Origin of the sequence: Bacillus sp. MYb56 (assembly GCF_002976445.1) — a bacterium.
Taxonomy (GTDB): Bacteria; Bacillota; Bacilli; order Bacillales; family Bacillaceae_G; genus Bacillus_A; species Bacillus_A mycoides.
Map to the genome: position 1 here is coordinate 110,462 of NZ_PCOH01000008.1, position 25,151 is coordinate 135,612.

The window sequence follows — 25,151 nt, forward strand, 5'->3', positions numbered from 1 at the left end:
ATGAAGACAACGGTATATGTAACAAGGCACGGTGAAACAGAATGGAATGTAGCAGGGCGGATGCAAGGACGGAAAAATTCAGCATTAACAGAGAATGGTATGATACAAGCGAAACAATTAGGGGAGCGTATGAAGGATTTACCACTCCATGCCATATATAGTAGTCCAAGCGAAAGAACGCTTCATACTGCTGAATTGATTAAAGGGGAACGCGATCTTCCAATTATAGAAGATGAACGTTTCTATGAAATAAACATGGGGATATGGGAAGGGCAAACAATTGCTGACTTGGAAATGCAATATCCAGAAGAAGTACATTTATTTTGGAATGAACCACATCTTTTTCAGTCAACATCAGGGGAAAACTTTGCGGCCGTTCATAAAAGAGTAATTGAAGGGATACACTTTCTTTTAGAAAAGCATAAAGGAGAAAATATTTTAATAGTTACTCATGCTGCAGCAGCGAAATTACTCGTAGGGCATTTTGCAGGTTTTGAAATTGAACATGTATGGGAAGAGCCATTTATGCATAGCGCGAGTCTTAGTGTGATTGAATTTGATGAAAACCGTGGTAAAGTAAAACAATTTGCAGATATAAGTCATTTTCAGTAAACGTAAAAAAGGTCGCAAAGCGACCTTTTTTGGTGGACATAAAAAACTAGCAATTACGTTTTTTATACCAGAAGTGATCGAATTTCTTATTCTTGCAAGAAGAAGACTTGTGTCTGCTATCTTTGCAATCGTCCCATTTGTGCCCATCATCATGACAGTCCTTACCATGATCCCACGAATCATCACAAGAACCATGATGGCTATGAGGGAAGAATACACATTTTTTACAGAAACATCGTTTTGTCCAGAAACATTTCTTTTCAAAGCGAACGCATTTTGTAACGAAAGTACATTTTTTCACGCGAGTACGTTTTGTAACTATAACGCATTCTTTTCTGCGAGTAACCTTTGTAACGAAAGTCCATTTTTGAACGCGTACACGAGTACATTTTGTAACAAAAGTCCATTTTTTTACATGAGTACATTTTGTAACGAAAGTACAATGTTTCACGCGAGTACATCTTGTTCTTGGACATTTACGCCCTGTTGTACATTTACGCCCTGTTGTACATTTACGCCCTGTTGTACATTTACACCCTGTTGTACATTTATGATGATCATCATCGCAATCAAAAGTACTTGGATCTTGGTGTAAGAAATCCTCCATCCCAGCACTTTTGATTTCTTCAACAGCTTTTCTAATGTCACGTTTCATAGAAATCCTCCTTATCGTGTATTAAATTGAACAAGTATTCTTTTTCCTTAACATGATATGAGATTAGGTTTCTTTCTGAACAAGACAAGAGTGTAATTTTATATAAATAGATGATAGCGGATGTATGGACAAGACAAGGCGCATACATTGAATGAAGAGAATAGAGAAGGGATGAGAATATATGCTACCTTCATATGAATTTTTTATTCATCCAATGTACTTAGTGGAAATGAAAAAAGACATTTGGTCAGATAGTCCAGTGCCAGCAAAGTTAACATATGGAAAAAAGAAGTATGATATTGATATCGTTTATCGGGGTGCTCATATTCGTGAGTTTGAGAAAAAGTCATATCATGTTCAGTTTTATAAACCGAAAAAATTTCTAGGTGTGAAGGAATTTCATTTAAACTCTGAATTTATGGATCCATCCCTTATTCGTAACAAATTATCATTAGACTTTTTTAATGATATTGGGGTACTTTCACCGAAGTCACAGCATGTGTTTATAAAAATAAATGGTCAAACCCAAGGTGTATATTTACAGTTAGAATCGGTTGATGAAAACTTTTTAAAAAGTAGAGGGTTGCCGAGTGGTTCTATTTATTATGCGATAGATGATGACGCAAATTTTTCTCTAATGAGCGAGAGAGATAAAGATGTTAAAACTGAGCTTTTTGCAGGGTATGAATTTAAATGTTCGAATGAAAATAGTGAAGAGCAACTTAGTGAATTCGTTTTTCAAGCAAATACACTATCGAGGGATGAGTATGAAAAAGGGATCGGAAAATACCTTAATGTTGATAAATATTTACGTTGGTTAGCGGGAGTTATTTTGACTCAAAATTTTGATGGTTTTGTTCATAACTATGCACTGTATCATAATGATGAAACAAATTTATTTGAAGTGATACCGTGGGATTACGATGCGACTTGGGGGCGGGATGTACAAGGGAGACCGCTTAATCATGAGTACATTCGGATTCAAGGGTATAATACGTTAAGTGCAAGATTGTTAGATATACCTGTTTTTAGAAAACAATACCGAAGTATTTTGGAAGAAATATTAGAAGAACAATTTACCGTTTCGTTTATGATGCCGAAAGTAGAAGGTTTGTGTGAATCGATTCGTCCATATTTACTACAAGATCCATATATGAAAGGAAAATTAGAAACATTTGATCAAGAAGCTGATATGATTGATGAATATATAAATAAAAGAAGGAAGTATATACAAGACCACTTACATGAATTGGATTAATTTTGAAAGAGATTGGAACATTATCAATCTCTTTTTTTGTATAATAAAGATGTATCGATTGAATTGACGTAATATTTACTTAATAAAGAATGGAGATGTGGAAACATGACGGTCAAGTGGATTGATTGGGTAAAACAAATACAATCTATAGCTCAAGCGGGTTTAACGTATTCTAAGGATGTATATGATATAGAGCGTTTCCAACAATTACGGGACATTTCAGTTTCAATGATGTCACATTACACAAAGACAGATTGGGAAGTAGTAGAGAATTTATTTGCAAGTGAGACAGGCTATCAAACACCTAAAGTTGATATACGGGCAGTTATTTTTCAAAATGAAAAACTATTATTTGTGAAAGAAAAAAGTGATAGGAAATGGGCATTGCCAGGTGGATGGGCTGATGTTGGTTATACGCCAACAGAAGTAGCAGCAAAAGAAGTTTTAGAGGAGACGGGCTATGAAGTAGATGATTTTAAGCTACTCGCTATATTTGATAAAGAAAAACATCAACCATCGCCTTCAGCAACACATGTATATAAAATTTTTATTGGCTGTAAGATTATTGGTGGCGAAAAGAAAACTAGTATTGAAACAGAAGATGTGGAGTTTTTTGATGAGAATGAATTGCCTAATTTATCGATTGCTAGAAATACAGAAGAGCAAATTAAAGAAATGTTTGCCTACATGAAAGAACCTCAAAAAGAAATATTAATAGATTAATAATGCTTATGCCGATGATATTGTTGAAATGAAGATATTGGCAGAATGCAACCTTTATGTAATAATGGGATGGTATGTGAAGAAAAAAGGAGATAGAAAAGAAAATGTTAGCAAACATAATAGATCAGTTATTGCAATTCTTTGCAAGTCTAGGTTACTTTGGAGTAGCACTAGCTTTAATGATTGAAATTATCCCGAGTGAAATTGTACTTTCGTATGCTGGCTTTTTAGTCGCAGATGGTAAAATTAGCTTTGTCGGTGCAGTTATTGCTGGAACAATCGGTGGTACTTTAGCGCAAATCTTTTTATATTGGCTTGGATACTATGGAGGACGTCCAGTTGTAGAGAAATATGGAAAATATCTACTTATTAATAAACACCATTTAGACATAGCAGAAAATTGGTTTAAGCGTTACGGAGCTGGAGTAATATTTTCGGCACGTTTTATCCCAATTGTACGTCATGCAATCTCTATTCCGGCAGGACTAGCTAAGATGCCATTAAAACTTTTCACACTGTATACAGTTGTAGCGATTATTCCATGGTCAATACTATTTATATACTTAGGTGAAAAGCTTGGTGGAAATTGGCGACATATTAAAGAGTATGCATCTGATTACACACATTACATAATTATAGGGGCTGTTCTCTTTGTTGCTCTATACTTCGGTTTAAAGTATTTAAAAAAGAAAAAAGCAGCGCGTTAAAGTCAATGATTTTTCATTGGCTTTTTTTATTGTTTCAGTTCTAAAAAAAAGGAGTTGTCCATAATGTGTAATAATAAAGCGTAGCGGGGGAATGTGATGAAAGGATCACCGTTTTTACGTGGAACGATATTTTTAACGATGGCAACGATGATATCTAAAATGTTAGGGTTTATATATGTTATACCATTTACAGCAATGGTGGGTACGAGTGGGTACGTATTATATACGTATGCATACCGTCCTTATACAATTATGCTTAGTATTGCAACGATGGGATTGCCACTTGCCGTTTCAAAAATGGTTTCAAAATATGATCAACTCAATGATTATCACACTGTTAAGAGAGTGCTAAAGAGTGGTATCGTTTTTATGGTCATTATGGGCGTTATTTCTTGTTTAGCATTATATATGTTAGCACCACATTTAGCTAAACTTGTGATTGATGGAAATGATCAGTCGGGTAATAGTGTGGTAGCTGTCACGCACAATATTCAAATTGTAAGTTTTGCGTTAATACTCGTTCCTGTAATGAGCTTGTTACGTGGTTTCTTTCAAGGTTTTCAATCTATGGGACCTTCTGCGCTCAGTGTAGTTGTAGAGCAATTTTTTCGGGTCTTAACTATTTTGATAGGAAGCTTTGTCGTTTTATATGTTATAAAAGCTTCTGTTTCGTTGGCAGTTGGTATTTCAACGTTTGGAGCATTTATGGGAGCACTAGGTGGATTAAGTGTTTTAAGTGCGTATTATATAAGAAGGAGAAAACATTTAAAGAAAAAAGAGATTGCCAGTATACCACAAACGACGAAAACTTTTTTTTCGTTGTATAGAGAACTGTTTACATATTCTATTCCTTTCGTTGTAGTTGGATTAGCGATTCCGTTATATCAGACGATTGATACATTTACAATTAATAAGCTACTTATACAAGTAGGATATATGCAAGGAGAAGCAGAAAAGATTAATGCGATTATTGGCCTTGTTCAGATGGTTGTACTTATCCCGGTTTCTGTTGCAACAGCTTTTAGTATGTCCCTTGTACCTGAGATGACGAAAGCTTATACAGCGGGAAATGAGAAGCTACTGTATAAACACTTTACAAGGACAAATTTATTAGTGGTAGGAATTACCGTACCGGCGGCGATTGGAATGATGATTTTAGCAAAACCAGTGTATACTCTTTTATTTGGTGCTGGAAATGATCCGGAGATGGGCAGTATTATTTTGCAGTACTATGCTCCTGCTTGTATACTATTCTCACTATTTACAGTAACCGCTGCCATGTTACAAGGAATTAATCAACAACAGAAAACAGTGCTAGGATTAGTAATCGGAATAACTGTGAAGATAGTTTTAAATATTGTATTGCTACCGTATTTTGATTATGTAAGTTTTATCATTTCAACATACGCTGGCTATACGATTTCAGTTGGCTTTAACTTGTGGATGCTTTCTAAATATGTTATAAAGGCAACATAAGCTTTTTAAGGCAGAGAGCACTCTGTCTTTTTCTTTGTTTAGAATATTTTTCTTATAAAAACGTTTTCAAAATAATTTTTCTATTGAAATTTAAACGTATGTTTCATATGCTGAGAATGGCGGTTCAAAAACTGTTATGTAAGAGAGGTAGATTCCTACATGTAAAAAGAATCGGGGTGATAGTATGTTAAATATTTATTTAACAGACCGAAACGGAAAACTACAAGAGGTTGAGGAAATGCAAAAGGGTTGCTGGATTAATGTACTTCATCCAACGGAAGAAGAAATTCAATATCTAGTACAAACTTTAAATGTAGACTTAGATTTCATTAAAGACCCTTTGGATGATGAAGAACGCTCTCGTATTGAAAAGGAAGACAATAATACTTTAATTATCGTGGATATTCCGACAGTCAGACATGATGAAGAAGGAAATTCGATTTATGACACGATTCCAATAGGTATGATTGTAATGCCAGATTGCTTTGTGACAATTTGTTTAGAAGAAAACCCAATTTTTGAACGTTTTATTAATCAACGTATTAAAGAATTTTATACGTTTAAAAAGACACGCTTTGCACTTCAGCTCTTATATACGATTTCTACTTATTATTTAAGATACTTAAAGCAAATTAACAGAAAAACAATCGATTTAGAGCACCAATTAAATAAGTCGATGAAAAATAAAGAAATTTTTACATTGCTAGGCCTTGAAAAAAGTTTAGTTTACTTTACAACATCATTAAAGGCGAATAAAATTGTAATTCAAAAATTAATGCGTAACAGTACATTTTTAAAAATGTATGAAGACGATCAAGATTTATTAGAAGATGTATTAATTGAAAATAAACAGGCTATTGAAATGGCGGAAATATATAGTCACATTTTAAGTGGAATGATGAATACTTTTAGCTCCGTTATATCAAATAATTTAAATAGTGTTATGAAACTGTTAACGTCTATTACAATCATTTTATCGTTACCAACGATGGTTTCTAGTTTCTTTGGAATGAACGTAAAGGTTCCGTTTGAAGGGGAAGCACATGGTTTTGTAATTGTACTCATAATATGTGTAACACTATCTTTCACATTAGCGTTTGTTTTTTGGAAGAAACGTTACTTTTAACGAGAAGAAAGCTGCTCTAGCATAGTTGTGTAACTGCGCTAGAGCAGCTTTTTTGCTATGAAATCCTAAATTTTGAATAGAATATAACTTATAAAATGTAATGTATATGAAAGGGGTGAATTCCGTATAAGTCTTGTCCAATTCATAAAATGAGGTTAAAATTACATATTGTTAATGAAAAGTTGGAGGAAATACATCATGGAATTGTTTCAATTACCGAAAGCATTCCTGCAAATGAATACAATTTTTATCTCCATATTGATCGAAGCACTTCCTTTTGTGCTCATTGGTGTATTTATTTCAGGATTCATTCAAATGTTTGTAACAGAAGATATGGTAGCAAAATGGATGCCGAAAAATCGATTTCTGTCTGTTTTAATGGCTACTTTTTTAGGGATGATGTTTCCGGGCTGTGAATGTGGAATCGTTCCGATTGTAAGGCGATTAATCGGAAAAGGGGTTCCGCCATATGCCGGGATTGCATTTATGTTAACTGGACCAATCATTAATCCAGTCGTATTATTTGCAACATACGTTGCCTTTGGAAGTAGTATGCACATGGTATGGTATCGTTCTATTGTAGCGATTATCGTAGCAATTATCGTTGGAATTATATTATCATTTATGTTTAAAGAACATCAATTAAGAGATGATCACTTCCCAGAAGTGAACCATAAGCGTCCGTTACGTGCAAAAATGTGGGATGTATGTACACATGCTGTTGAGGAATTTTTCTCAATGGGGAAATATTTAGTGTTAGGAGCGTTAATTGCTGCTGCAGTTCAAACGTTTGTACAAACTTCAACATTGCTTGCTATTGGACAAGGTCCGTTTTCTTCATCAGCTGTAATGATGGGACTTGCTTTCATTTTATCACTTTGTTCAGAGGCGGATGCATTTATTGCTTCTTCGTTCCAAAGTACATTTTCAACAGCGTCACTTGTCGCGTTTCTCGTATATGGACCGATGGTGGATATTAAAAATATGTTTATGATGCTTGCGACATTTAAAACAAAATTTGTAATTGTTGTGACGGTTACAGTTACACTTGTTGTTTATGCAAGCTCACTACTCATTTATGCGATGGGGTGGTAGGTTATGTTTCGAGCATATATATTATTAGGCTTTACAATTTTAATTGGACAGCTTCATATTTCCGGTAACATTACGAAGTATATAAATATGAAGTACGCCTATTTATCAAAAACTGCTGCTATTATTTTAGGTTTCTTAACGATTGTACAAATTATTATCGTTTTCCAAAAAGAGCACCAAAAGGAAAAAGAGAAACATGATTGTAGTTGTGATCATAGTCATTGTGGGCATGATCATTCGAAAGATGAGAATACATGGTGGAAAAAAGTGTTTTCTTATACGTTATTCTGTTTTCCAATCATTACAGGATTGTTTTTCCCAATTGCAACATTAGATTCCGATATTGTTAAGGCGAAGGGATTCCATTTTCCAGTAGCGCAAGCAGAAAGTAAAGATCCATTTATGACAAGACAATTTCTAAGACCTGACACGAGTATTTATTACGGGAAAGAAGGATATCGTGGTGTAATGGAAAAAGGGAAGGAAGAGTTTGTTACGAAAGATAATATCACTTTAAAAGATGAAGATTTCTTAAAGGGTATGGAGACAATTTATAATTATCCTGGTGAATTTACTGGTAAAACCCTGTCTTATAAAGGATTTGTTTTCCGAGATGATTCTTCTAAAAAGGAACAATATTTCTTATTCCGTTTCGGCATTATACATTGTGTTGCGGATTCGGGTGTATATGGTATGTTAGTTAAAAAACCAGAAGGGGTAGAGTGGAAAAATGATGATTGGATTCAGATAGAGGGAGAAATTTCAACTGAATTTTATCAGCCGTTTCATGCGAATATTCCAGTGTTAGAGGTAACGAAATGGAATAAAGTTGAACAGCCGAAAGAACAATATGTGTTTAGAGGAGCCGATTGATAAAATCGGTTCTTTTTTGTGGACTAAAAGTTCTAAAAATTGTTAATATTAAACGTGTAGTTCATGAGATGTAGTGTATATTGGGATATTAGGGATAAATAATTAAAGGGGTGATAACAATGACTGAAGTAAAGGGTAAAACAGCTAATGAATCAAGGGTGTTTAAAACGAGTCGAGTATTTCCAACGGATTTAAATGATCATAACACGCTATTTGGTGGAAAGATATTGGCGGAGATGGATATGGTTGCTTCAATTTCAGCAACGAGACACTCGAGAATGGAATGTGTCACAGCGTCTATGGATTGGGTAGATTTCTTACATCCAGTACGTTCTTCAGATTGTGTTAGTTATGAATCTTTCGTAATTTGGACGGGAAGAACTTCTATGGAGATATTTGTGAAAGTAGTAGCAGAAGATTTAATTTCAGGTAAAAAACGTGTAGCAGCAACTTCATTCGTTACTTTTGTTGCGCTTAGTAAGGAGAATAATCCAGTTCCTGTACCGCGTGTTATCCCTGAGACAGAAGAGGAGAAAGAATTGCATCGAATTGCTGTGTTACGTGCAGAACAGCGCCATATTCGTAAGGCAGAGAGTAAGAAGGTAGCTACACTGCTAACTTTTTGATATAAAATACTTTCCTAGTGGTACTATTTTGTAATAGGTTAGGAGATTTTTGAAATGAAAAGCGGACACCTAAAAATAGGTGTCCGCTTTTATAGTTTTTTCATCCTCATATCGTACTACAATAACTGCTTAGCAGAAGCAAGCAGCACCGACGATAATTAAGAGGATAAATAATACGACTAGTAGCGCAAATCCATTACCATGTGCGAAGCCCATTGTTATTTCCTCCTTTTATTTTAAGATACAACATACAATATGCAGATGAGCTCCTGTTTGATATGGACGTATATCATGCAATGACATATTTTTTGTATGATAATGTTTTAAAAAAGGAAAGATATAGGAATAACAGTAGTTAGAGAAAGGAACGTATCCATGAAGCGCTTTTTAATTGTAATAATTTGTTTTATAGGTGTATTCATATGGATGAACGTTGATGTGGAAATGGGGAAGAAAATGGCTAGTGGATATGAATTAGAAAAAATCCGATCAGGGGATTTTCAAGTATATACGAACGGTGATGAGTTATATAAAAGTTTATTTGAGGATATAAATCGTGCAGAAAAGAATGTGTATATTCATTTTTATATTGTGGGAAAAGATGAAATAAGCCAAAAGTTCTTACAGTTATTAGAGAAAAAAGCATCTAGCGGAGTAGTTGTGAAATTGTCAGTAGACCGCATTGGCGGATATAAGCTTAAGAAAAAGATAATTAATCAATTAAAAGAAAAAGGCGTGAAGTTTACATTTAGTAAAAAACCTAAATTAAAAAACTTATTTTATTCTTTGCATCAACGTAATCATAGACGCATTGTTACTATAGATGGGAAAGTTTCGTACATTGGTGGCTTCAATATCGGAAAGGAATATCTTGGACAGGATCCTAAATTTGGTCCGTGGCGTGATTATCATGTACGCATCGAAGGGAATGGAGCTACTGATATGGAACGGAAGTTTGCGGAAGATTGGCAAGAAGATACGGGAGAAAAGTTTCCTATACACCAAGAGTTACCTGTACAAGGAAATGTAAAATATCAATACGTATTTTCGAATGGAAAAGGTTTATGGAAGGAGTATGGAGCGTTTTTAAAGAAGGCAAAACATTCTTTAATTATCGCTACACCATATTTTGTACCGAGTAAAGAAATGGTGAAGGGGCTGAAAGATGCATTAAATCGTGGTGTCCATGTAAAAATCCTCGTCCCATTTAAAAGTGATGCAGTATTGCTAAAACAGGCTGCCTATCCTTATTTGAAAGACATGTTAGATGCTGGAGCGGAGATTTATCAATATCGAAATGGATTTTTTCATGGGAAAGTAACAATCATCGATGAGGAAATGGTTGATATTGGTACAGCAAATTTTGATAATAGAAGTTTTTACTTAAATAACGAATCTAACTGTTTCATATATGATAAGACAGTCGTTGCTGACGTATGGAGTCGATTAAAAGAAGACTTTCATAAATCAAAACGATTTTCTGAAGAAGATTTTGAGAAAATTAGTAGATGGGATTGGTTTCTAGCAAGAATATCAAATGTTATCGCATCATATTTATAGTATAGAGATGAAATAGGAAGGGAGGCGCTTTAATGGATTGTATGAAAGAATTGATGACATATAGTTACACACTTATATATAAAGTTGGAGAATACACGAGCAAGGTTCGAGATGAAGAATTAAAAGATATTTTGCAGCATCATTTACCGTATATGTTACAAGCATATAATGAACAAGTGAATTTTCAAGAAGGAGAAAATATACAACATATAACTTGTAAACAAATGTGGCCGGAATTTACTGAAATGGATAGGGAAACAGATAATGAGTATACAGGGGATATTGGGATTGCTATTTGTTATATTTCACATTTGAAGCGATTAGCATTAAAGTTTGCTCAAGTTGCAGTGGAAGTTGCGAACCCAGAGTTTCGTTCTTTCTTGGAAAATTGTTTTGTGAAAATGAATCGTTATGCTTATAGTGTTTGGCAATATGTTGTGAAGAAGGAATATAAAATTAAACATTTAAATGAAAATGAAAGTGAGAAGTTTGCGTGAAAAACTAAGACGGAATGAAAGGCGTCTTAGTTTTTTTATGTCTAATGAAAGGCTCAATTAGAAGAATTGAGACAAACCAGTTGTGTTATCAGAGTATTTACAAAAGTTTACAATATCTTTACTGTTTTTAAATCTTTCCTTTAAAAATAAAGAGTAATATGGGGTTGTACATATTCTATCAAAGGGAGGAAACGCAAATGAACAAATGGGTTAAGTCATTAGCTGCTATGGCACTTGCAAGTTCTTTATTAATGGTAGGTTGTAGTAAAGATGAGGATAAAAAGAAAGAGGATGACACAACTTCGCAGCAAGATGAAAAGAAAGATAAAGAAACAAGTGGAACAGAAAAATCTTCTGATTCGAAAGAAAAGAAATAAAGTGAAACTTTAATCAGTGGGGATTTTGTCCATCCCCACTGATTATTAGCCCACACCAATCGGGCATTTACGGGCAGTTATCTCCCACCTAATTTCCTCGCATTCGCCGAATTTACTGCCCGTTAATGCGGGATAAATGGATAATAGAGCTTCCTCACATATATGAGGGAGCTTTTTTGTTGCGTATTTGTAAGTTTTGCGGAAAAATAGAGAGAAAGAATGGAAGAGGGGATAATAAATGAAAGTATGTATATTAGGAGCGACAGGTAGAGTAGGATCACACATTATGAAATTGGCATTACATGATTCATATGAAGTGACGGTATTAGTTCGTGATTTGAGTAGAGTGGAAACAGAGCATGAAAGGTTACATATTATAGAGGGAAATGTGTTAAACGGAAATGATATAAAGGAAGCGATTAAAGGATGTGATATTGTAATTAGTGCTCTTGGAACTGATCGGAATGGGACGTTAGAGAAGAGTTTACCGATTATTATAAAGCAAATGGAAGAAGAGGGCATAAAGAAAATTGTTACAATAGGAACTGCTGGTATTTTACAAGCACGAACAAACCCAAGTATATATCGTTTCCAATCAAAAGAATCGAAAAGAAAAATGACAACAGCTGCGGAAGATCATTTAGCCGCTTATGAAGCGCTGAATAATAGTAAACTATGTTGGACTGTTGTTTGTCCGACGCATTTAATAGATGGTGATGTAACCGGTGTATATCGAACTGAACAAGATATGTTGCCAACAGATGGATCGAAAATCACAGTTGGTGATACAGCTCAGTTTACATGGAGTATACGTAATAAAAGCTTATACGAGAAAAGCCGAGTAGGTATTTCATATTAAAAAACCATCCCAAAATAGGGATGGCTAAAAAATGATATAGCATACAAAGATGATAATCATAATGATTTGGAGAATTGCTTTCGCTACTGTACTACTTAAAAAACCGACAACAGTTGCAATTCCGACTAAAAGGGCGTCTTTTGGCGCCTTTTTATGCATTAGTTCCGTAATAAATACAGATAAGAACGGTATGATAATAAGCCCGAATGGTGGGAAGAAGAACGATCCGACAATGATAGAAACCATACCAACACGTTCGCCCGATTTTGTACTTCCGTATTTTTTTAGGAAGTATCCATTTGCAATAAAGTCAGCAACGAAAATGAAGAGTGTAAAAATGACTTGAATAATCCAAAAAGATGTCGTTAACTCTCCGCCGTTTATTCCAAAATGATAAATGAAATAGCCAGCCCATACGGCAAGGATGCCAGGGATAATGGGGTATATAAAGGCAAGAAATGAAACAATGAAACAAGCAATGATACAAATTGTTAGTAAAACAGTCACTTTATAACTCCTTTGTAGTATCTAATTTATGTACAGCAATCTTTTTAATTTGATGCCCATCAAGTTCTAATGCTTTAAATTGAAAACCATCATATTCAACTGAATAGCCAGCCTCAATATTTAAATCAATTGATTGAGAGAGAAGCCAACCACCAATTGTATCTAAATCACTTTCATCGATATGTAGGCCAAACATATCATTTACTTCAGAAATGAGTACTTTCCCATCTAAAACAGTAAGCCTAGGAGTACGCTTTTCAATCATTGGTGATTCGTCTGCGTCAAATTCATCTTGAATTTCTCCGATAATTTCTTCAAGAATATCCTCCATCGTTAAAAGGCCAGCAGTTCCGCCGTATTCATCCATAATAATCGCCATTTGTACGCGGTTCTTTTGGAGGTGTATTAACGTTTTACGAATGGGAACTGTTTCAAATACAGTTAAAACAGGATGTATGTAGGCATCAAGTGGTTTGTAAATGCCTTTTGTTTGATTATGAAAAATCTCTTTCGTATTTATCATTCCAATAATATCATCTTTATCCTTTTCAATAATAGGATAACGTGTATACTTTTCAGTTGCAACGATTTTCATATTTTCTTCTAACGTATTTTCAGTAGATAAACAAACCATTTCAGTTCTAGGTACCATAATTTCTTTAGCAACACGATCATCAAATTCAAAAATATTATTTACATATTTATATTCGGTTTGATTAATTTCGCCGCTTTTATAGCTTTCACCTAAAATGAGTCGTAGTTCTTCTTCGGAATGGGCAAGTTCATTTTCTTTCGCAGGCTCTAAACCGAGTGATTTTGTGAAAAATATAGCTGCACTATTGAGAAGCCAAATGAACGGATACATAATTTTATCAAATAAAATAAGCGGTTTTGCAAATTTTAATGTGATTGCTTCAGCTTTTTGGATTGCGAAAGACTTAGGAACTAACTCGCCTAATACAACATGGAAAAAAGTAATCACACTAAAAGCAATAATAAAGGATAACGTGTTAGCCATTGTTCCAGTAATATTGATTTTTTCAAATAGTGGTCGCAGTAAATGTTCCACAGTTGGTTCACCAAGCCAACCAAGTCCTAAAGAGGTGATAGTAATGCCAAGCTGACAAGCGGATAAATAAACGTCTAAGTTAGATAAAACGCTTCTTGCAGCTAATGCTTGTTTATTACCTTCATTAGCAAGCTGGTCAATTCGACTTTTTCGTACTTTTACGACAGCGAATTCTGAAGCAACGAAAAAACCAGAAATAAGGATAAGTATAAAGATGAGAAAAATATTTAATATGTCCAAGTGTGTTCTTTATTCCTAATTTGGAATAAAGATGTCACCTCCTGTAATTATGTTATACTTTTATAATAAATCCAAATGAAAAGATTAGTCAAAGAAAATGGGTAAATAATGGTAGGTTTCTATAGTAGTTTTTTAATTTGCTGTTATTTTGTCCTCTATATAATAGGAATAACCGTCTACTTTTAATTTAAGTAGACGGTTATTCTATGTTATGGTTTCGAAATACTTCTAGTTAAAGTATACGTGTTTTGTTTAGAGTGGTTTGTTGTCCATAAAGCTTGGAGAAACGATAAGATGCTATATGGAATATAAAGTAGTAATAAACCAATTGTGACAACTATAGGTGCATTTCTACCAAATTGGACGATAAATTGTAATAGTCCGTTTGTATGAAAAATACATTCCATAAAAACGAATGAAAGAATAATGGAACTCAAAATAGATTTATGATTGGAAGTAAGCGCAATAAATAACGTATCAACAAGGAAAGATGAATTTTTTATTTCGTATTCATTAGTAGTATTTAAGAACGGTAGCCATTTTCTAATTGCTTGCATAACGATTATCATAGAAGTGCTACATACGATGATAAAAGAAGAGAAGAAAGGAAACTTTATGAATTTAGATATGTAGAGAAGTGATAATAGGACTGAACATTGTAATATCACAGTGCCAAAAGAATACGGTATCCAGCGAAATAAAGAACTACACTTTTTTAATGAGTTTGGTGCTTTTAAAAATAGATGGCCAATTCCTAGACTTATAAAGAAACCGATTACAAGAGTGAATGTGAAACGAACGATTGATAAAAAATATATTTCCCATATGTAGGGGAACAGTGGTGACGAATGGTTAGAGGTATGTACAAGCTGATTTGCTGAGAAAAGGATAGGCTCATGCATCCAATCAATTGTTGGAATTGAAATGGAAGAAGGCTGTGCTAAATTATGAAAAATGCTTACAAATCCAGTTAAGTAGGAGTAATTATGTGTAATGAATAATGCTGGAAGGGGACTTATGACAAAAATAATCAAAACACCGGCTATAAATTTACATATATGTGAGCGCAATAAGGACATACAATCACCTACTCTTTGAATATTCAGAAAATTCTTATTCTTATTTTAGCTTTTTTCGGATAAAGTTACAACATATTTTTCTCGAAGTAAGTTAGAGAGATTATCCCGCTTTAACGGGCAGTAAGACTCTACCTCAAAATGCGGCGAATGCGTAGAAGTTAGGTGGGTATATCGACTGCCAGTAAAAGCCCGATTGGTGAAGGCTAATAATAAGTGGGGGGAAATCCCCGCTTATTAAAGTTTCAATTTAAATAAGTGTATGATTAATGAATAAATTATGACGGAAAAATGAATAATTTTCAGAAAAATAAAATAATATATTTATTTTTTTCTGAAAATATAATATAGTTATGGCACAGAAAGTATTTTAGCATAAGGAGGCTTTTTTATGAGGATTAAAGGGAATTATGTGCCAAAAAGGGAAGTTTTGTTTTGCTCAAGTTCAATTACGATAGGGGAAATGCTGGAACATTTAAATAAAACGGGGTATCGTTGTGTACCAGTTTTAGATGAAAAAAAAGAGAAGTTTTTAGGGAATGTATACAAAGTAGATATTTTAGAATATAAAGGTTCACTTGAAGATAATGTATTACAATTATTGAACGATAAAAATGGGTACGTGAGAGAAGACTCTTCCTTCTTTAAAGTATTTTTTACAATTAAAAAACTACCGTATTTATCAGTAGTTGATGAAAAAGGGGTCTTCCTTGGTATTTTAACTCATAAAAAAGTTTTTGAACTATTAGAAGATGCATGGGGAGTCCATTCTAGTAAATATTCTGTCATGATTGGAACACAAGATTATAATGGGGCCATTCAAAAATTATCGACAGTGCTAAAGAAATACACTGGTATTCAAAGCTTAATGACTTTTGATAATGATGCTTTATTAGTACGTAGAATAATGTTTACATTGGGAGAAGAGTTTGAAGATAGTGAATTAGAAACATTGCTAAAGGATTTAGAAGATCATGGATTTAGAGTTGTGTATGTTGAAGAGATGAAAAATCCACGTGAAGTTGAAACGATAGACTAACAAGTAAAGCCATCTTATTTTTGATGGCTTTTACTTTCTTTCACATAAAGATATCTAAATATAATAAAATATATGAATCGTAAATTTAAAAAAATATTTGTGTAATAGAATGAATAAAGGAAGTATATGTAGATAATTTTGATTTTCAAAAAAATCAAATTGAAAATATGTTTTTATTTTTCAACTAAATATGTTACTATATGTGTGATAAAAACAAAGAGGTCTGACAACTAAACTCCACGTTATACCACTCTAATGAGTTAAATTTTCGAAAAAATCAAAAATTAATAATTAGAGTAAGAATAAGGGGAATGGAGAAATTATGGAGAAAGACACTGCTTTGTAAGGGGCATATTTTATCATCTTGAGCAGAGAGGAGGATGCATAGCATATTGTGAAAAGAGATATAAACAATGAAAAAGTGCTATGCAAATGAAAAGCATGAAGGGACGTTTAAGGCCAGGTGATACGGTAGCGATTGGTTTAATGTTATTTGCACTATTTTTAGGAGCAGGAAATTTAATTTTCCCGCCAGTTTTAGGTCAACAAGCAGGAGAAAATGTTTGGATTGCTACAATTGGATTCCTTGTAACGGGAGTCGGATTACCCCTATTAGCTGTAACAGCTGTCGCGTTTGTAGAGGGGGACTTGAAAGCGCTATCTTCTAGAGTTCACCCTATATTTGCGTTTATTTTCCCATTGATTAGTTATTTAGCGATTGGACCATTTTTTGCGATTCCGCGTACTGGAGCTGTTTCATTTGAAATGGGTATGAAGCCATTTCTATCAGAGACAATGGTTTCTGAGTGGTACATGCTATTTCTTTTCACTATAGTTTTCTTCGGAATAACGTGGTATTTATCATTAAATCCATCTAAATTAGTGGATTGGTTCGGGAAATTTCTTACACCATTGTTAGTATTGATTGTTGCTGTTATTGTCGGAAAGGCAATTATTGATCCGATTGGAGAACCAGCTGCGCCGCTAGCGGCATACAAAGAAAATGCTTTCTTTGGTGGATTTATTCAAGGATATTTAACGATGGATGCAATTAGCGCGCTCGTATTTGGAATTGTCGTTGTACAAGTTATCCGCTCTAAAGGGATAAAAGAGAGTAGTCAAATTGCAAAAATAACAGTTGTATCAGGTATTATTGCTGTACTTGGTTTAACGTTAATCTATTTATCACTTGCTTATCTTGGTTCAACAAGTACATCACTTGGTGTCTCAGAGAATGGTGGACTTATTTTAACGAATGTTGTAAATGAGTTATATGGAACAAGTGGCAAAATTTTATTAGGACTTGTAATTATACTCGCTTGTTTAACAACTTCTGTTGGATTAACATCTGCGTGTGCTGGCTTCTTTACAAACTTATTCCCAAAACTTTCGCATAAAACGATTGTAACTATGGTATGTGTATTTAGTTTAATTGTATCTAACCTAGGGTTAACACAATTAATCACAGTAACATTACCAGTGTTAATGATCATTTATCCAGTTGCAATTGTATTAATCGTTCTTTCATATTTCCATAAATGGATAGGGAAGCGTAATACAATATATATTGGAGCTATTTTAGGTGCGTTGTTAATTAGTTTCTTTAACGGTTTAGAAAGTGCGAACATTAAAATTGATGCGATTTCTAATGTGCTACAAATGTTACCATTATATAAAGAAGGAATAGGATGGCTAATCCCATCATGTATTGGCGGGATTCTCGGTTTCTTCTTCTATAAATCAAATGAATTAAGTGAATTACAAAAGAAAGGTGCTTAGGCGCCTTTCTTTTTTTAAAGGGGATTTTTGTATTTTGTCTAAGTAATAATTGGGAGGAATGATAAAATGGCTAATTTTGAAGATTTTTTAACTTTTGATGTAAGAATTGGAACAGTAACACAGGCAGAGGAATTTAAAGAAGCGAGAGTGCCAGCGATTAAACTAGAAATTGATTTTGGGGAGCTTGGGGTCAAGCAGTCAAGTGCTCAAATTACGAAGAGATATAATCCAGAAGACTTAATCGGTCAGCAAATTGTTGCTGTTGTAAATTTTCCGCCAAAGCGTGTGGCAGGATTTAAATCGGAAGTGCTTGTATTGGGTGGTGTTCCTGAAGCTGGTGATGTTGTGTTGCTTCAGCCTAATATGGAATTGCCAAATGGAACGAAAATTAGTTAGTGTGAAGGTAGGGGTAAACATGGATATCGGACGAGAATATTTACAATGTGCCATTTCGAATTTCAAGGCAACACAAAAACAAGGAGAACGTGTACTTTCTCAATTATCTTATGAACAGATAATGTGGTCTGCTCAGGAAGAGACAAATAGTATCGCGATTATTATTAAACATTTACATGGTAATATGCGTTCAAGATGGACGGAATTTTTAACGTCTGATGGCGAAAAAATAGATCGTAACCGAGATGGTGAATTTGAAGGTGGCTACAATTCAAAACAAGAAGCGCTTGCTGCGTGGCAAGAAGGGTGGGAGTATGTCTTTAAAACGATGGATACTTTAACAGCAGAACAGATTTTGCAGAAAGTATACATTCGCGGAGAAGAACATACTGTCATGCAAGCGATCGAAAGGCAAATTTCTCATTATGCTTTACATATTGGACAAATCATTTACATTGGTAAAATGTTAAAAGAAAATGAATGGGAGTGTTTAAGCATTCCTAGAGGTCAATCTACTAGTTATTTACAGAAAAAACGTTCAACGTAATAATATGAAAGAAACCGATATAAAATAGGAAGCAAAAAAATAAGCCAATTGATAGAGGGCTCCGTGAACATTAGAATGCTGCCAGCAATAAGCCCATATGTAATAAGAAAGAAACCAAAGAGTGTATTTATAGGAATAAAGCGTGAGACAAATAATTGCTGATTTTTGAAACAAGTGTTGTGAAACAAATAAAAGCGGAAATACCGTGTAGAGGTAATAAGATCTTTCTTTCTCGTTATTCTTTTTTTACATTTATGACAGATGAATGGTGGCTGCATTTCATTACGCTCCATTTTTTATATTTGTAATAATGTAAGACAAAAGTAAGTATAAAGTGTATGTTCCTATATACGCTCCTGCAATAAGGAAAAATGGATTCAGTAAAATTCCATGAATGCTCGTCATGAAAACTAAATCTTGTATTAAAACATCGTATATATTAATGGAAATAACTGTACCGAGTACATACAGTGCTAAGTATGCGGAAATATGTAGCACAATACGAATTTTAGGATGTAAAGCAAACAAATAAAAAATAAATGATAAGACGATTGGTAATGTTCCTATTAGTAGCTTCAATTCATTTCACCTCATTAACAATATAGCCGGAATTTAAGCGGTCTATTCTCTAGAGCTTGTACATAACTTGAAATAGAGAGGGTGATAGTATGAATCGAGGCTTTTTTTACGTGAAGTTCACAAGTGTACGTAAGTTAGTTTTATTTATTATTACTACAGTACTGGCGACTTTTTTTCTTATTAGTATGATGGTAACCTCTATGAAAGAGACAAAGTCAACGTATTTATATAATTGGTTAAATGAGTTATCGATGAATGGCTACATGTACGTTATTGGGAAAGAGAATCATTATTTTACACAGGAGTACCGGAATTTGAATCAAGACTTTTCTATTTCTTCATTCCTCTTTTCGATGGCTACGAATATTCGTTTTGATGATGTACGTAGTTTTGTCGGGAAAGAGCTTCCTGGCTTTGGTAAGTACGATACAGAAATCGTTATCGCAGGTGAGGGAACAAATTATTCTAACTTACCGATAGAGTCGAGTGTTCCTCTTGAAGAAGTATTGAAAGAACGGACTGGAGAAGGTGGACAAGCGCCAAAGCCTGATACGAATAAAGAGAAAAAACAACCAGCTCAAACGACTGGAAAAAGACAAGTTGCATTTATATATCATTCACATAGCTGGGAATCTTATTTGCCGTTACTTAACTTAACAAATGATCCTAATCCAAATAAAGCAACGAGTTCTGTAACGAATATTTCAATAGTTGGAGATCGCTTTCGTGAACAACTGGCAAGTGAAGGGATAGGTGCTACTAACGATAAGACTAATGTCGGTCAAAAGTTAATAAGTAAAGGATTGAATGATACTAGTTCTTATAAAATGTCACGGGAAATTGTACAAGAAGCGATGGCTGGTAATAAAGAATTACAATACTTCTTCGATTTACACCGTGATAGTGCACGGAAAAATGTAACAACAAAAACAATTGGAGATAAATCATATGCTAAGCTTGCTTTTGTAATTGGGAAAGGTAACAAAAACTATGAAAAAAACTTACAATTAGCAACTGCGTTACATGAGACGATTAGTAAGAAATATCCGGGAATGAGCCGTGGTGTAATTCAAAAAGGATTCCAAACAGGAAATGGAGTCTACAATCAAGACCTATCAGGACAAGCGATATTAATTGAAGTTGGCGGGGTAGATAATACAGAGGAAGAATTAAATCGATCAATTGATGCACTTGCTAAAGCATTTGGTGAATATTTTTGGCAAGCAGAAAAAGTGAATGGATAAAGTGAAATTTGAATTAGTGGTAGGCATTGCCGATGGTTATCAGCCTACATCAATTGGGGGAAAACGTAAGTGTACAGCTTACGTTTTTTGTTTGTCATGAAATGAGGATGATAAGATGTCACATTATAGACATAATTTGTAATTGCTATAGTAATATCGAAATTTGTCTATTTATAATAGGAGAATTAGAAAGGGATTTTCGCAAAAATAGAGAAAATCTTTTTACAAGGAAAATTTTTAACTAACAGAATGGGTAGGGGATCAAGGTGATACGAGAGATTAGAGTAGAAGATGCAGCATCATTTTTACAATTAAGTAAGCAGTTAGACGAAGAAACGAAATTTATGTTATACGAACCAGGGGAAAGAAAAACCACAGTAGAGCAACAAGAAAAGATGGTCCACCGTTTTATAGAAAATGAATATGCAACAATATTTGTAGCAGTTGAAGATGATAGAGTAGTTGGATTTATTTTAGCCAATGGTAATGATGTTCAAAGAAAGAGACATGTGGCAGGCATTGTAATTGGTATTTTGCAAGAGTATAGTGGCCGAGGTATTGGAACGAGTTTGTTTAAAGAAGTAGAGAAGTGGGCAAGATTACATGATGTATGGCGTTTAGAATTAACGGTAATGGCCCACAATACAAGAGCTCAGGCACTATATAGCAAAATTGGATTTGAACAAGAAGGTGTCAAAAAATCTGCTCTTATCATCGATGGAAAAGGTATCGATGAGTATGAAATGGCCAAATTATTAAAATAAGAGGTCGTTATATGAAAAAAAGATGGGCACTACTTGGTATCGTAGCAATGATACTGATCATTGGAGTAGCAGGAATAAATTATAAGATGTACAAGGAGCAAGAGGCGAAGGAAGTAAATGTAAACAATATATTTCCGAAAGCTAAAGAAACGATTGCTAATATGGATGGGGATATCGCAGTCATTAGTAATCCAAGTTCGATGCTTGTACTTGTGAATAAAAATAGGCGTTTACCAGATGGGTATAGACCGCCAGATTTAGTTGTTCCGAAAGTACGTTACTCTAGTGAAGGTGATCAAGAGAAGAAAAAGATGAGGAAAGAGGCAGCGGTGGCACTTGAGGAAATGTTTCAGCAAGCCAATAATGAGCGGATTTTCCTTTTTGCAGTCTCTGGATTTAGATCTTTTGATCGACAAAAAGCATTAAATACAATGTATAAAAGACAAGATGGAGAAGCAAAGACAGCGATGTCTAGTGCAGTCCCTGGTACGAGTGAACATCAAACAGGACTAGCTATGGATATTACATCTCAATCTGCTAAATTTCAGCTAGAAACTGTTTTTGGGGAGACGAAAGAAGGAAAGTGGCTTTCTGAAAATGCCCATAAGTTTGGTTTTGTTATTAGATATACGAAAGAGAAAGAAGGGATTACCGGTTATCGTTATGAACCGTGGCATGTACGGTATGTTGGGAATCCGCAAGCTACATATTTATATGAAAACCAACTGACGATTGAAGAAGTAACGCAGTAATGAATTGAGGGGAGAGGGCTAAGATGACGATGTTATATAAGAAAAAGGTACATGCATATATTACGAGAGAAAAAGAAGGGGCTATGCAACTACTCGTTTTTAAACATCGTGATATACGAGAGGCTGGTATCCAAGTTCCAGGCGGGACGGTAGATGAAGGCGAAACGTTAGAGGCAGCAATTTTACGTGAAGTACAAGAAGAGTCAGGACTACGCCATTTTTGTATCGAGCGCTTCCTTTCTGATTACATTATTTATATGAAAGAAAAAAAGGAATATCAAAAACGTCATTTTTTCCACATTTCATTATTAACAGATGTGAAAGATACGTGGGAACATATAGTAAGTGCTGGTGAGGAAGACAAAGGTTTAGTATTTTGTTATGAATGGATTGATATTAACAAATGCCCTGAATTAGCAGGTAAACAAGGCGAGTTTTTACATTTGTTAGAAGAGGTATATGTAAAATAATAAAAAGAGTCTGAGGCGATATTGTATTCGTTTCAGACTCTTTTTATTTCTCTGGAAATTAAAGGTTTTTAAACTGGTGAGTTGAATTTCTTTAAAGGGATTGTAGCTGTTTATGCGAGGAGCGGAGAAAATGAAAAAGTAATAGATACACGTCATATATATAAGGGCTTATAAAAGGAGAATGAAAATGGAAATTCAGTTTAATACATTATTGCAAAAAGAATTAACAATTCATGATATTCAAAAGGAAATGGAAGCTGGGAAGTTAACTTCAAAAGAACTAGTCATGTATTATCTTCATAGAATCGCAAAGTATGACCAAGATGGTCCGAAAATCAATTCTATTTTAGAAATCAATCCGGATGCTATCTTTATTGCAGAAGCGCTAGATCATGAAAGAAAGACAAAAGGTGTAAGAGGCCTATTACATGGTATACCTGTTTTACTTAAGGATAATATTGAAACGAATGACTCAATGCATACAAGTGCAGGTACGATTGCCCTGGAACAAAATATAAGTAGTGAAGATGCATTTCTTGTTAAAAAGCTCCGAGAAGCAGGTGCGATTATACTAGGGAAAGCAAATATGACAGAGTTAGCAAACGGAATGTCTTTTGAAATGTGGGCTGGATATAGCGCTAGAGGCGGTCAAACGATTAATCCTTACGGTACAGGAAAGGATGATATGTTTGTTGGTGGATCGAGTACAGGATCTGCCGTTGCAGTTGCTGCTAACTTTACTGTATTATCCGTTGGAACAGAGACAGATGCTTCTATTTTAAGTCCAGCTGTTCAAAACTCGGTTGTAGGTATTAAGCCGACAGTTGGTTTAATTAGCCGTAGTGGAATTATTCCGTTCACATATTCTCAAGATACAGCCGGTCCGTTTGCTAGAACGGTAACAGATGCTGCTATTTTACTAGGGAGTCTAACTGGGGTGGATGAAAAAGATGTAGCTACTCATAAAAGTGAAGGCATGGCATATCAAGATTATACATCTTATCTTGATGCTAATGGTTTAAAGGGAGCGAAGATTGGTGTTTATAGCAATGCGCCAAAAGATTATTACGAAAATGGTGAGTACGATGAAAAATTGTTTGAGGAAACGATCCAAGTATTACGTAGTGAGGGAGCGACAGTAGTAGAAGATATTGATATTCCGTCTTTTCATAGGGAATGGAGTTGGGGAGTTCCACTTTATGAGCTGAAGCACAGCTTGGATAACTATCTTTCTAAATTACCTTCTACTATTCCAGTACATTCTATTTCGGAGTTAATGGAGTTTAATAAAAACATAGCAGAAAGAGCTTTGAAATATGGACAAACTAAGTTAGAAAGAAGAAAAGATTTTCCTAATACGTTAAGAAATCCAGAATATTTAAACGCAAGATTAGAAGATATATATTTTTCGCAAAAACAAGGTATTGATTTTGCGTTGGAAAAATATAATCTGGATGCGATACTGTTCCCTTCTTATATAGGATCTACTATATGTGCGAAAGCAGGTTATCCATCTATAGCAATGCCTGCGGGATATATGGATAATGGGAGGCCTTTTGGAATTACTCTTGCAAGTGCTGCTTTTAGTGAAGGGGCATTAATTAAACTAGCATATGCTTTTGAACAAGCGACAAAACATAGAAAAATGCCAAACTTATCGTAAATAGAAACGAGAGAAGGTTGCCTGAAATGGATTTATGGAGGCCAGCCTGCTCTTATTAATAGCTAAAAGTATTGTCGATTTCTTTTGAGGAATCGATATCTCATATCGAATCGTTGATATAAATTCATTGGACTATTTAGTTGGAAGTCTTATATAAGAAATAAATCACTTAGATACAATATGTTAAATAGAAATCTCTTTCTTTGGCAATCTCTGATGCTTTAATAAACGAAAAGACAAACAAGTAGAACATAAAATAAGAAAAGAAGCGATAATATAAATAGTACGAACATCGAAAATATCGGTAATTGTAGCTGATTTAGTTGTATACAATGTCAGCGAGGATAATACACATTTTGGAGCCTAAATAGTAAGCTAGTGAACGTTTCGGCAATAAGAAGCCCATCTTCAAATCAATAATATTTTTCAAATTATAATCAGAAAAATATATTTTTGAAAGAATTAAATTTTTTGTCATTTTTTGAAAGGGGTTTTCGTGTATAATGAAGAATATGTTAATATAGCATTATATTAATGCTTGTTGTAACAGCGAATACATATAATAGCTTGTAGCAAACGCCC

Annotated in this window: 29 protein-coding genes and 1 pseudogene; 22 read left to right on the forward strand and 8 right to left on the reverse strand. The window is 34.3% G+C overall.

Annotated features, from left to right (window positions below):
• Positions 1–612, forward strand: a complete 612-nt coding sequence (locus tag CQ058_RS12500; protein ID WP_002012438.1) for a phosphoserine phosphatase 1 — start codon at positions 1–3, stop codon at positions 610–612.
• A gap of 46 nt (positions 613–658) precedes the next feature.
• On the opposite strand, the gene exsB is transcribed toward CQ058_RS12500, so the two are convergent.
• A complete protein-coding gene (gene exsB / locus CQ058_RS12505) occupies positions 659–1,267 on the reverse strand; it encodes an exosporium protein ExsB (protein WP_002031474.1) in 609 nt (202 codons plus the stop codon).
• Positions 1,268–1,448: 181 nt separating this feature from the next.
• Here exsB and cotH point away from each other — a divergent pair, with 181 nt between their 5' ends.
• From cotH to CQ058_RS12545, 8 genes are all read left to right on the forward strand, one after another.
• Positions 1,449–2,525: a spore coat protein CotH gene (gene cotH, locus CQ058_RS12510; RefSeq protein WP_050000246.1), complete on the forward strand. Its 1,077-nt coding sequence runs from the start codon at positions 1,449–1,451 to the stop codon at positions 2,523–2,525.
• 105 nt (positions 2,526–2,630) lie between these two features.
• Complete coding sequence (locus CQ058_RS12515; protein ID WP_002031477.1) at positions 2,631–3,248, forward strand: NUDIX hydrolase N-terminal domain-containing protein; 618 nt, start codon at positions 2,631–2,633, stop codon at positions 3,246–3,248.
• A gap of 104 nt (positions 3,249–3,352) precedes the next feature.
• Positions 3,353–3,955 (forward strand): undecaprenyl phosphate transporter UptA, encoded by a 603-nt coding sequence (uptA, locus tag CQ058_RS12520; RefSeq protein WP_002031481.1) that lies wholly within the window; start codon positions 3,353–3,355, stop codon positions 3,953–3,955.
• A gap of 96 nt (positions 3,956–4,051) precedes the next feature.
• Positions 4,052–5,431, forward strand: a complete 1,380-nt coding sequence (locus CQ058_RS12525) for a putative polysaccharide biosynthesis protein (RefSeq protein WP_002031482.1) — start codon at positions 4,052–4,054, stop codon at positions 5,429–5,431.
• Between the two features lie 184 nt (positions 5,432–5,615).
• Positions 5,616–6,557 (forward strand): magnesium transporter CorA family protein, encoded by a 942-nt coding sequence (locus tag CQ058_RS12530; RefSeq protein ID WP_000932392.1) that lies wholly within the window; start codon positions 5,616–5,618, stop codon positions 6,555–6,557.
• Positions 6,558–6,755: 198 nt separating this feature from the next.
• Positions 6,756–7,652, forward strand: coding sequence for a permease (locus CQ058_RS12535; RefSeq protein WP_002031485.1), 897 nt, complete (start codon positions 6,756–6,758; stop codon positions 7,650–7,652).
• Between the two features lie 3 nt (positions 7,653–7,655).
• The gene (locus CQ058_RS12540) at positions 7,656–8,525 is read left to right on the forward strand and encodes a TIGR03943 family putative permease subunit (RefSeq protein ID WP_105589722.1); all 870 of its coding nucleotides are present in this window, start codon (positions 7,656–7,658) and stop codon (positions 8,523–8,525) included.
• 119 nt (positions 8,526–8,644) lie between these two features.
• Complete coding sequence (locus CQ058_RS12545) at positions 8,645–9,151, forward strand: acyl-CoA thioesterase (protein WP_002012448.1); 507 nt, start codon at positions 8,645–8,647, stop codon at positions 9,149–9,151.
• Between the two features lie 129 nt (positions 9,152–9,280).
• Here CQ058_RS12545 and CQ058_RS12550 read toward each other — a convergent pair whose 3' ends face one another.
• Entirely contained in the window at positions 9,281–9,367 is an 87-nt protein-coding gene (locus CQ058_RS12550) for a YjcZ family sporulation protein (protein WP_000505094.1), read from the reverse strand.
• Between the two features lie 159 nt (positions 9,368–9,526).
• Here CQ058_RS12550 and cls point away from each other — a divergent pair, with 159 nt between their 5' ends.
• From cls to CQ058_RS12575, 4 genes are all read left to right on the forward strand, one after another.
• Positions 9,527–10,711 (forward strand): cardiolipin synthase, encoded by a 1,185-nt coding sequence (gene cls, locus CQ058_RS12555; protein WP_002031488.1) that lies wholly within the window; start codon positions 9,527–9,529, stop codon positions 10,709–10,711.
• A 32-nt stretch (positions 10,712–10,743) separates the two neighbouring features.
• Positions 10,744–11,208: a spore coat protein gene (locus tag CQ058_RS12560; protein ID WP_105589723.1), complete on the forward strand. Its 465-nt coding sequence runs from the start codon at positions 10,744–10,746 to the stop codon at positions 11,206–11,208.
• 197 nt (positions 11,209–11,405) lie between these two features.
• Positions 11,406–11,585 (forward strand): hypothetical protein, encoded by a 180-nt coding sequence (locus CQ058_RS12565; protein ID WP_002012451.1) that lies wholly within the window; start codon positions 11,406–11,408, stop codon positions 11,583–11,585.
• A gap of 238 nt (positions 11,586–11,823) precedes the next feature.
• Complete coding sequence (locus CQ058_RS12575; protein WP_002031554.1) at positions 11,824–12,444, forward strand: NAD(P)-dependent oxidoreductase; 621 nt, start codon at positions 11,824–11,826, stop codon at positions 12,442–12,444.
• Between the two features lie 24 nt (positions 12,445–12,468).
• Here CQ058_RS12575 and CQ058_RS12580 read toward each other — a convergent pair whose 3' ends face one another.
• The 3 genes from CQ058_RS12580 to CQ058_RS12590 form a co-directional block, all read right to left on the reverse strand.
• Entirely contained in the window at positions 12,469–12,951 is a 483-nt protein-coding gene (locus CQ058_RS12580) for a DUF456 domain-containing protein (RefSeq protein WP_000217328.1), read from the reverse strand.
• A 1-nt stretch (position 12,952) separates the two neighbouring features.
• Positions 12,953–14,260, reverse strand: coding sequence for a hemolysin family protein (locus CQ058_RS12585; RefSeq protein WP_016120073.1), 1,308 nt, complete (start codon positions 14,258–14,260; stop codon positions 12,953–12,955).
• Between the two features lie 209 nt (positions 14,261–14,469).
• Entirely contained in the window at positions 14,470–15,339 is an 870-nt protein-coding gene (locus CQ058_RS12590) for a hypothetical protein (protein ID WP_002031551.1), read from the reverse strand.
• Positions 15,340–15,727: 388 nt separating this feature from the next.
• On the opposite strand from CQ058_RS12590, the gene cbpA reads away from it, so the two are divergent.
• The 4 genes from cbpA to CQ058_RS12610 all read left to right on the forward strand — a co-directional run bounded on the left by cbpA (position 15,728) and on the right by CQ058_RS12610 (position 19,097).
• Entirely contained in the window at positions 15,728–16,375 is a 648-nt protein-coding gene (cbpA, locus tag CQ058_RS12595; RefSeq protein WP_002031550.1) for a cyclic di-AMP binding protein CbpA, read from the forward strand.
• A gap of 441 nt (positions 16,376–16,816) precedes the next feature.
• A complete protein-coding gene (gene brnQ4, locus CQ058_RS12600; protein WP_407707699.1) occupies positions 16,817–18,154 on the forward strand; it encodes a branched-chain amino acid transport system II carrier protein BrnQ4 in 1,338 nt (445 codons plus the stop codon).
• Between the two features lie 66 nt (positions 18,155–18,220).
• Positions 18,221–18,550 carry a chaperone CsaA gene (gene csaA, locus CQ058_RS12605; protein WP_001263027.1) on the forward strand — a complete coding sequence of 110 codons (330 nt, stop codon included), beginning with the start codon at positions 18,221–18,223 and terminating at the stop codon, positions 18,548–18,550.
• Positions 18,531–19,097 carry a DUF1572 domain-containing protein gene (locus CQ058_RS12610; protein ID WP_002193071.1) on the forward strand — a complete coding sequence of 189 codons (567 nt, stop codon included), beginning with the start codon at positions 18,531–18,533 and terminating at the stop codon, positions 19,095–19,097. The genes csaA and CQ058_RS12610 overlap by 20 nt, the downstream gene beginning before the upstream one ends.
• Here CQ058_RS12610 and CQ058_RS32295 read toward each other — a convergent pair.
• Together CQ058_RS32295 and CQ058_RS12620 are read right to left on the reverse strand one after the other, a co-directional pair.
• The gene (locus CQ058_RS32295) at positions 19,070–19,375 is read right to left on the reverse strand and encodes a permease (RefSeq protein ID WP_080019332.1); all 306 of its coding nucleotides are present in this window, start codon (positions 19,373–19,375) and stop codon (positions 19,070–19,072) included. The genes CQ058_RS12610 and CQ058_RS32295 overlap by 28 nt on opposite strands.
• A 4-nt stretch (positions 19,376–19,379) precedes the next feature.
• Positions 19,380–19,676: a hypothetical protein gene (locus CQ058_RS12620; protein ID WP_002189378.1), complete on the reverse strand. Its 297-nt coding sequence runs from the start codon at positions 19,674–19,676 to the stop codon at positions 19,380–19,382.
• 89 nt (positions 19,677–19,765) lie between these two features.
• Here CQ058_RS12620 and spoIIP point away from each other — a divergent pair, with 89 nt between their 5' ends.
• From spoIIP to CQ058_RS12650, 5 genes are all read left to right on the forward strand, one after another.
• The gene (spoIIP, locus tag CQ058_RS12625) at positions 19,766–20,920 is read left to right on the forward strand and encodes a stage II sporulation protein SpoIIP (RefSeq protein ID WP_105589724.1); all 1,155 of its coding nucleotides are present in this window, start codon (positions 19,766–19,768) and stop codon (positions 20,918–20,920) included.
• A gap of 266 nt (positions 20,921–21,186) precedes the next feature.
• Positions 21,187–21,684 carry a GNAT family N-acetyltransferase gene (locus CQ058_RS12635; protein WP_002031539.1) on the forward strand — a complete coding sequence of 166 codons (498 nt, stop codon included), beginning with the start codon at positions 21,187–21,189 and terminating at the stop codon, positions 21,682–21,684.
• An 11-nt stretch (positions 21,685–21,695) separates the two neighbouring features.
• A complete protein-coding gene (locus CQ058_RS12640) occupies positions 21,696–22,436 on the forward strand; it encodes a M15 family metallopeptidase (RefSeq protein ID WP_002031537.1) in 741 nt (246 codons plus the stop codon).
• A gap of 23 nt (positions 22,437–22,459) precedes the next feature.
• A complete protein-coding gene (locus CQ058_RS12645) occupies positions 22,460–22,906 on the forward strand; it encodes an NUDIX hydrolase (protein ID WP_002141412.1) in 447 nt (148 codons plus the stop codon).
• Between the two features lie 187 nt (positions 22,907–23,093).
• Entirely contained in the window at positions 23,094–24,569 is a 1,476-nt protein-coding gene (locus CQ058_RS12650) for an amidase family protein (RefSeq protein WP_002141413.1), read from the forward strand.
• A 183-nt stretch (positions 24,570–24,752) separates the two neighbouring features.
• On the opposite strand, the pseudogene CQ058_RS32300 reads toward CQ058_RS12650, so the two are convergent.
• Positions 24,753–24,878 (reverse strand): annotated as a pseudogene (locus CQ058_RS32300) (MFS transporter); the annotation flags it as partial.
• Between the last annotated feature and the right edge of the window lie 273 nt (positions 24,879–25,151).

Coding starts and splice junctions, on each gene's coding strand:
- CQ058_RS12500 (WP_002012438.1), top strand. CDS start 1: ATGAAGACAACGGTATATGTAACAAGGCACGGTGAAACAGAATGGAAT.
- exsB (WP_002031474.1), bottom strand. CDS start 1,267: ATGAAACGTGACATTAGAAAAGCTGTTGAAGAAATCAAAAGTGCTGGG.
- cotH (WP_050000246.1), top strand. CDS start 1,449: ATGCTACCTTCATATGAATTTTTTATTCATCCAATGTACTTAGTGGAA.
- CQ058_RS12515 (WP_002031477.1), top strand. CDS start 2,631: ATGACGGTCAAGTGGATTGATTGGGTAAAACAAATACAATCTATAGCT.
- uptA (WP_002031481.1), top strand. CDS start 3,353: ATGTTAGCAAACATAATAGATCAGTTATTGCAATTCTTTGCAAGTCTA.
- CQ058_RS12525 (WP_002031482.1), top strand. CDS start 4,052: ATGAAAGGATCACCGTTTTTACGTGGAACGATATTTTTAACGATGGCA.
- CQ058_RS12530 (WP_000932392.1), top strand. CDS start 5,616: ATGTTAAATATTTATTTAACAGACCGAAACGGAAAACTACAAGAGGTT.
- CQ058_RS12535 (WP_002031485.1), top strand. CDS start 6,756: ATGGAATTGTTTCAATTACCGAAAGCATTCCTGCAAATGAATACAATT.
- CQ058_RS12540 (WP_105589722.1), top strand. CDS start 7,656: ATGTTTCGAGCATATATATTATTAGGCTTTACAATTTTAATTGGACAG.
- CQ058_RS12545 (WP_002012448.1), top strand. CDS start 8,645: ATGACTGAAGTAAAGGGTAAAACAGCTAATGAATCAAGGGTGTTTAAA.
- CQ058_RS12550 (WP_000505094.1), bottom strand. CDS start 9,367: ATGGGCTTCGCACATGGTAATGGATTTGCGCTACTAGTCGTATTATTT.
- cls (WP_002031488.1), top strand. CDS start 9,527: ATGAAGCGCTTTTTAATTGTAATAATTTGTTTTATAGGTGTATTCATA.
- CQ058_RS12560 (WP_105589723.1), top strand. CDS start 10,744: ATGGATTGTATGAAAGAATTGATGACATATAGTTACACACTTATATAT.
- CQ058_RS12565 (WP_002012451.1), top strand. CDS start 11,406: ATGAACAAATGGGTTAAGTCATTAGCTGCTATGGCACTTGCAAGTTCT.
- CQ058_RS12575 (WP_002031554.1), top strand. CDS start 11,824: ATGAAAGTATGTATATTAGGAGCGACAGGTAGAGTAGGATCACACATT.
- CQ058_RS12590 (WP_002031551.1), bottom strand. CDS start 15,339: ATGTCCTTATTGCGCTCACATATATGTAAATTTATAGCCGGTGTTTTG.
- cbpA (WP_002031550.1), top strand. CDS start 15,728: ATGAGGATTAAAGGGAATTATGTGCCAAAAAGGGAAGTTTTGTTTTGC.
- brnQ4 (WP_407707699.1), top strand. CDS start 16,817: ATGAAGGGACGTTTAAGGCCAGGTGATACGGTAGCGATTGGTTTAATG.
- csaA (WP_001263027.1), top strand. CDS start 18,221: ATGGCTAATTTTGAAGATTTTTTAACTTTTGATGTAAGAATTGGAACA.
- CQ058_RS12610 (WP_002193071.1), top strand. CDS start 18,531: ATGGAACGAAAATTAGTTAGTGTGAAGGTAGGGGTAAACATGGATATC.
- CQ058_RS32295 (WP_080019332.1), bottom strand. CDS start 19,375: ATGCAGCCACCATTCATCTGTCATAAATGTAAAAAAAGAATAACGAGA.
- spoIIP (WP_105589724.1), top strand. CDS start 19,766: ATGAATCGAGGCTTTTTTTACGTGAAGTTCACAAGTGTACGTAAGTTA.
- CQ058_RS12640 (WP_002031537.1), top strand. CDS start 21,696: ATGAAAAAAAGATGGGCACTACTTGGTATCGTAGCAATGATACTGATC.
- CQ058_RS12645 (WP_002141412.1), top strand. CDS start 22,460: ATGACGATGTTATATAAGAAAAAGGTACATGCATATATTACGAGAGAA.
- CQ058_RS12650 (WP_002141413.1), top strand. CDS start 23,094: ATGGAAATTCAGTTTAATACATTATTGCAAAAAGAATTAACAATTCAT.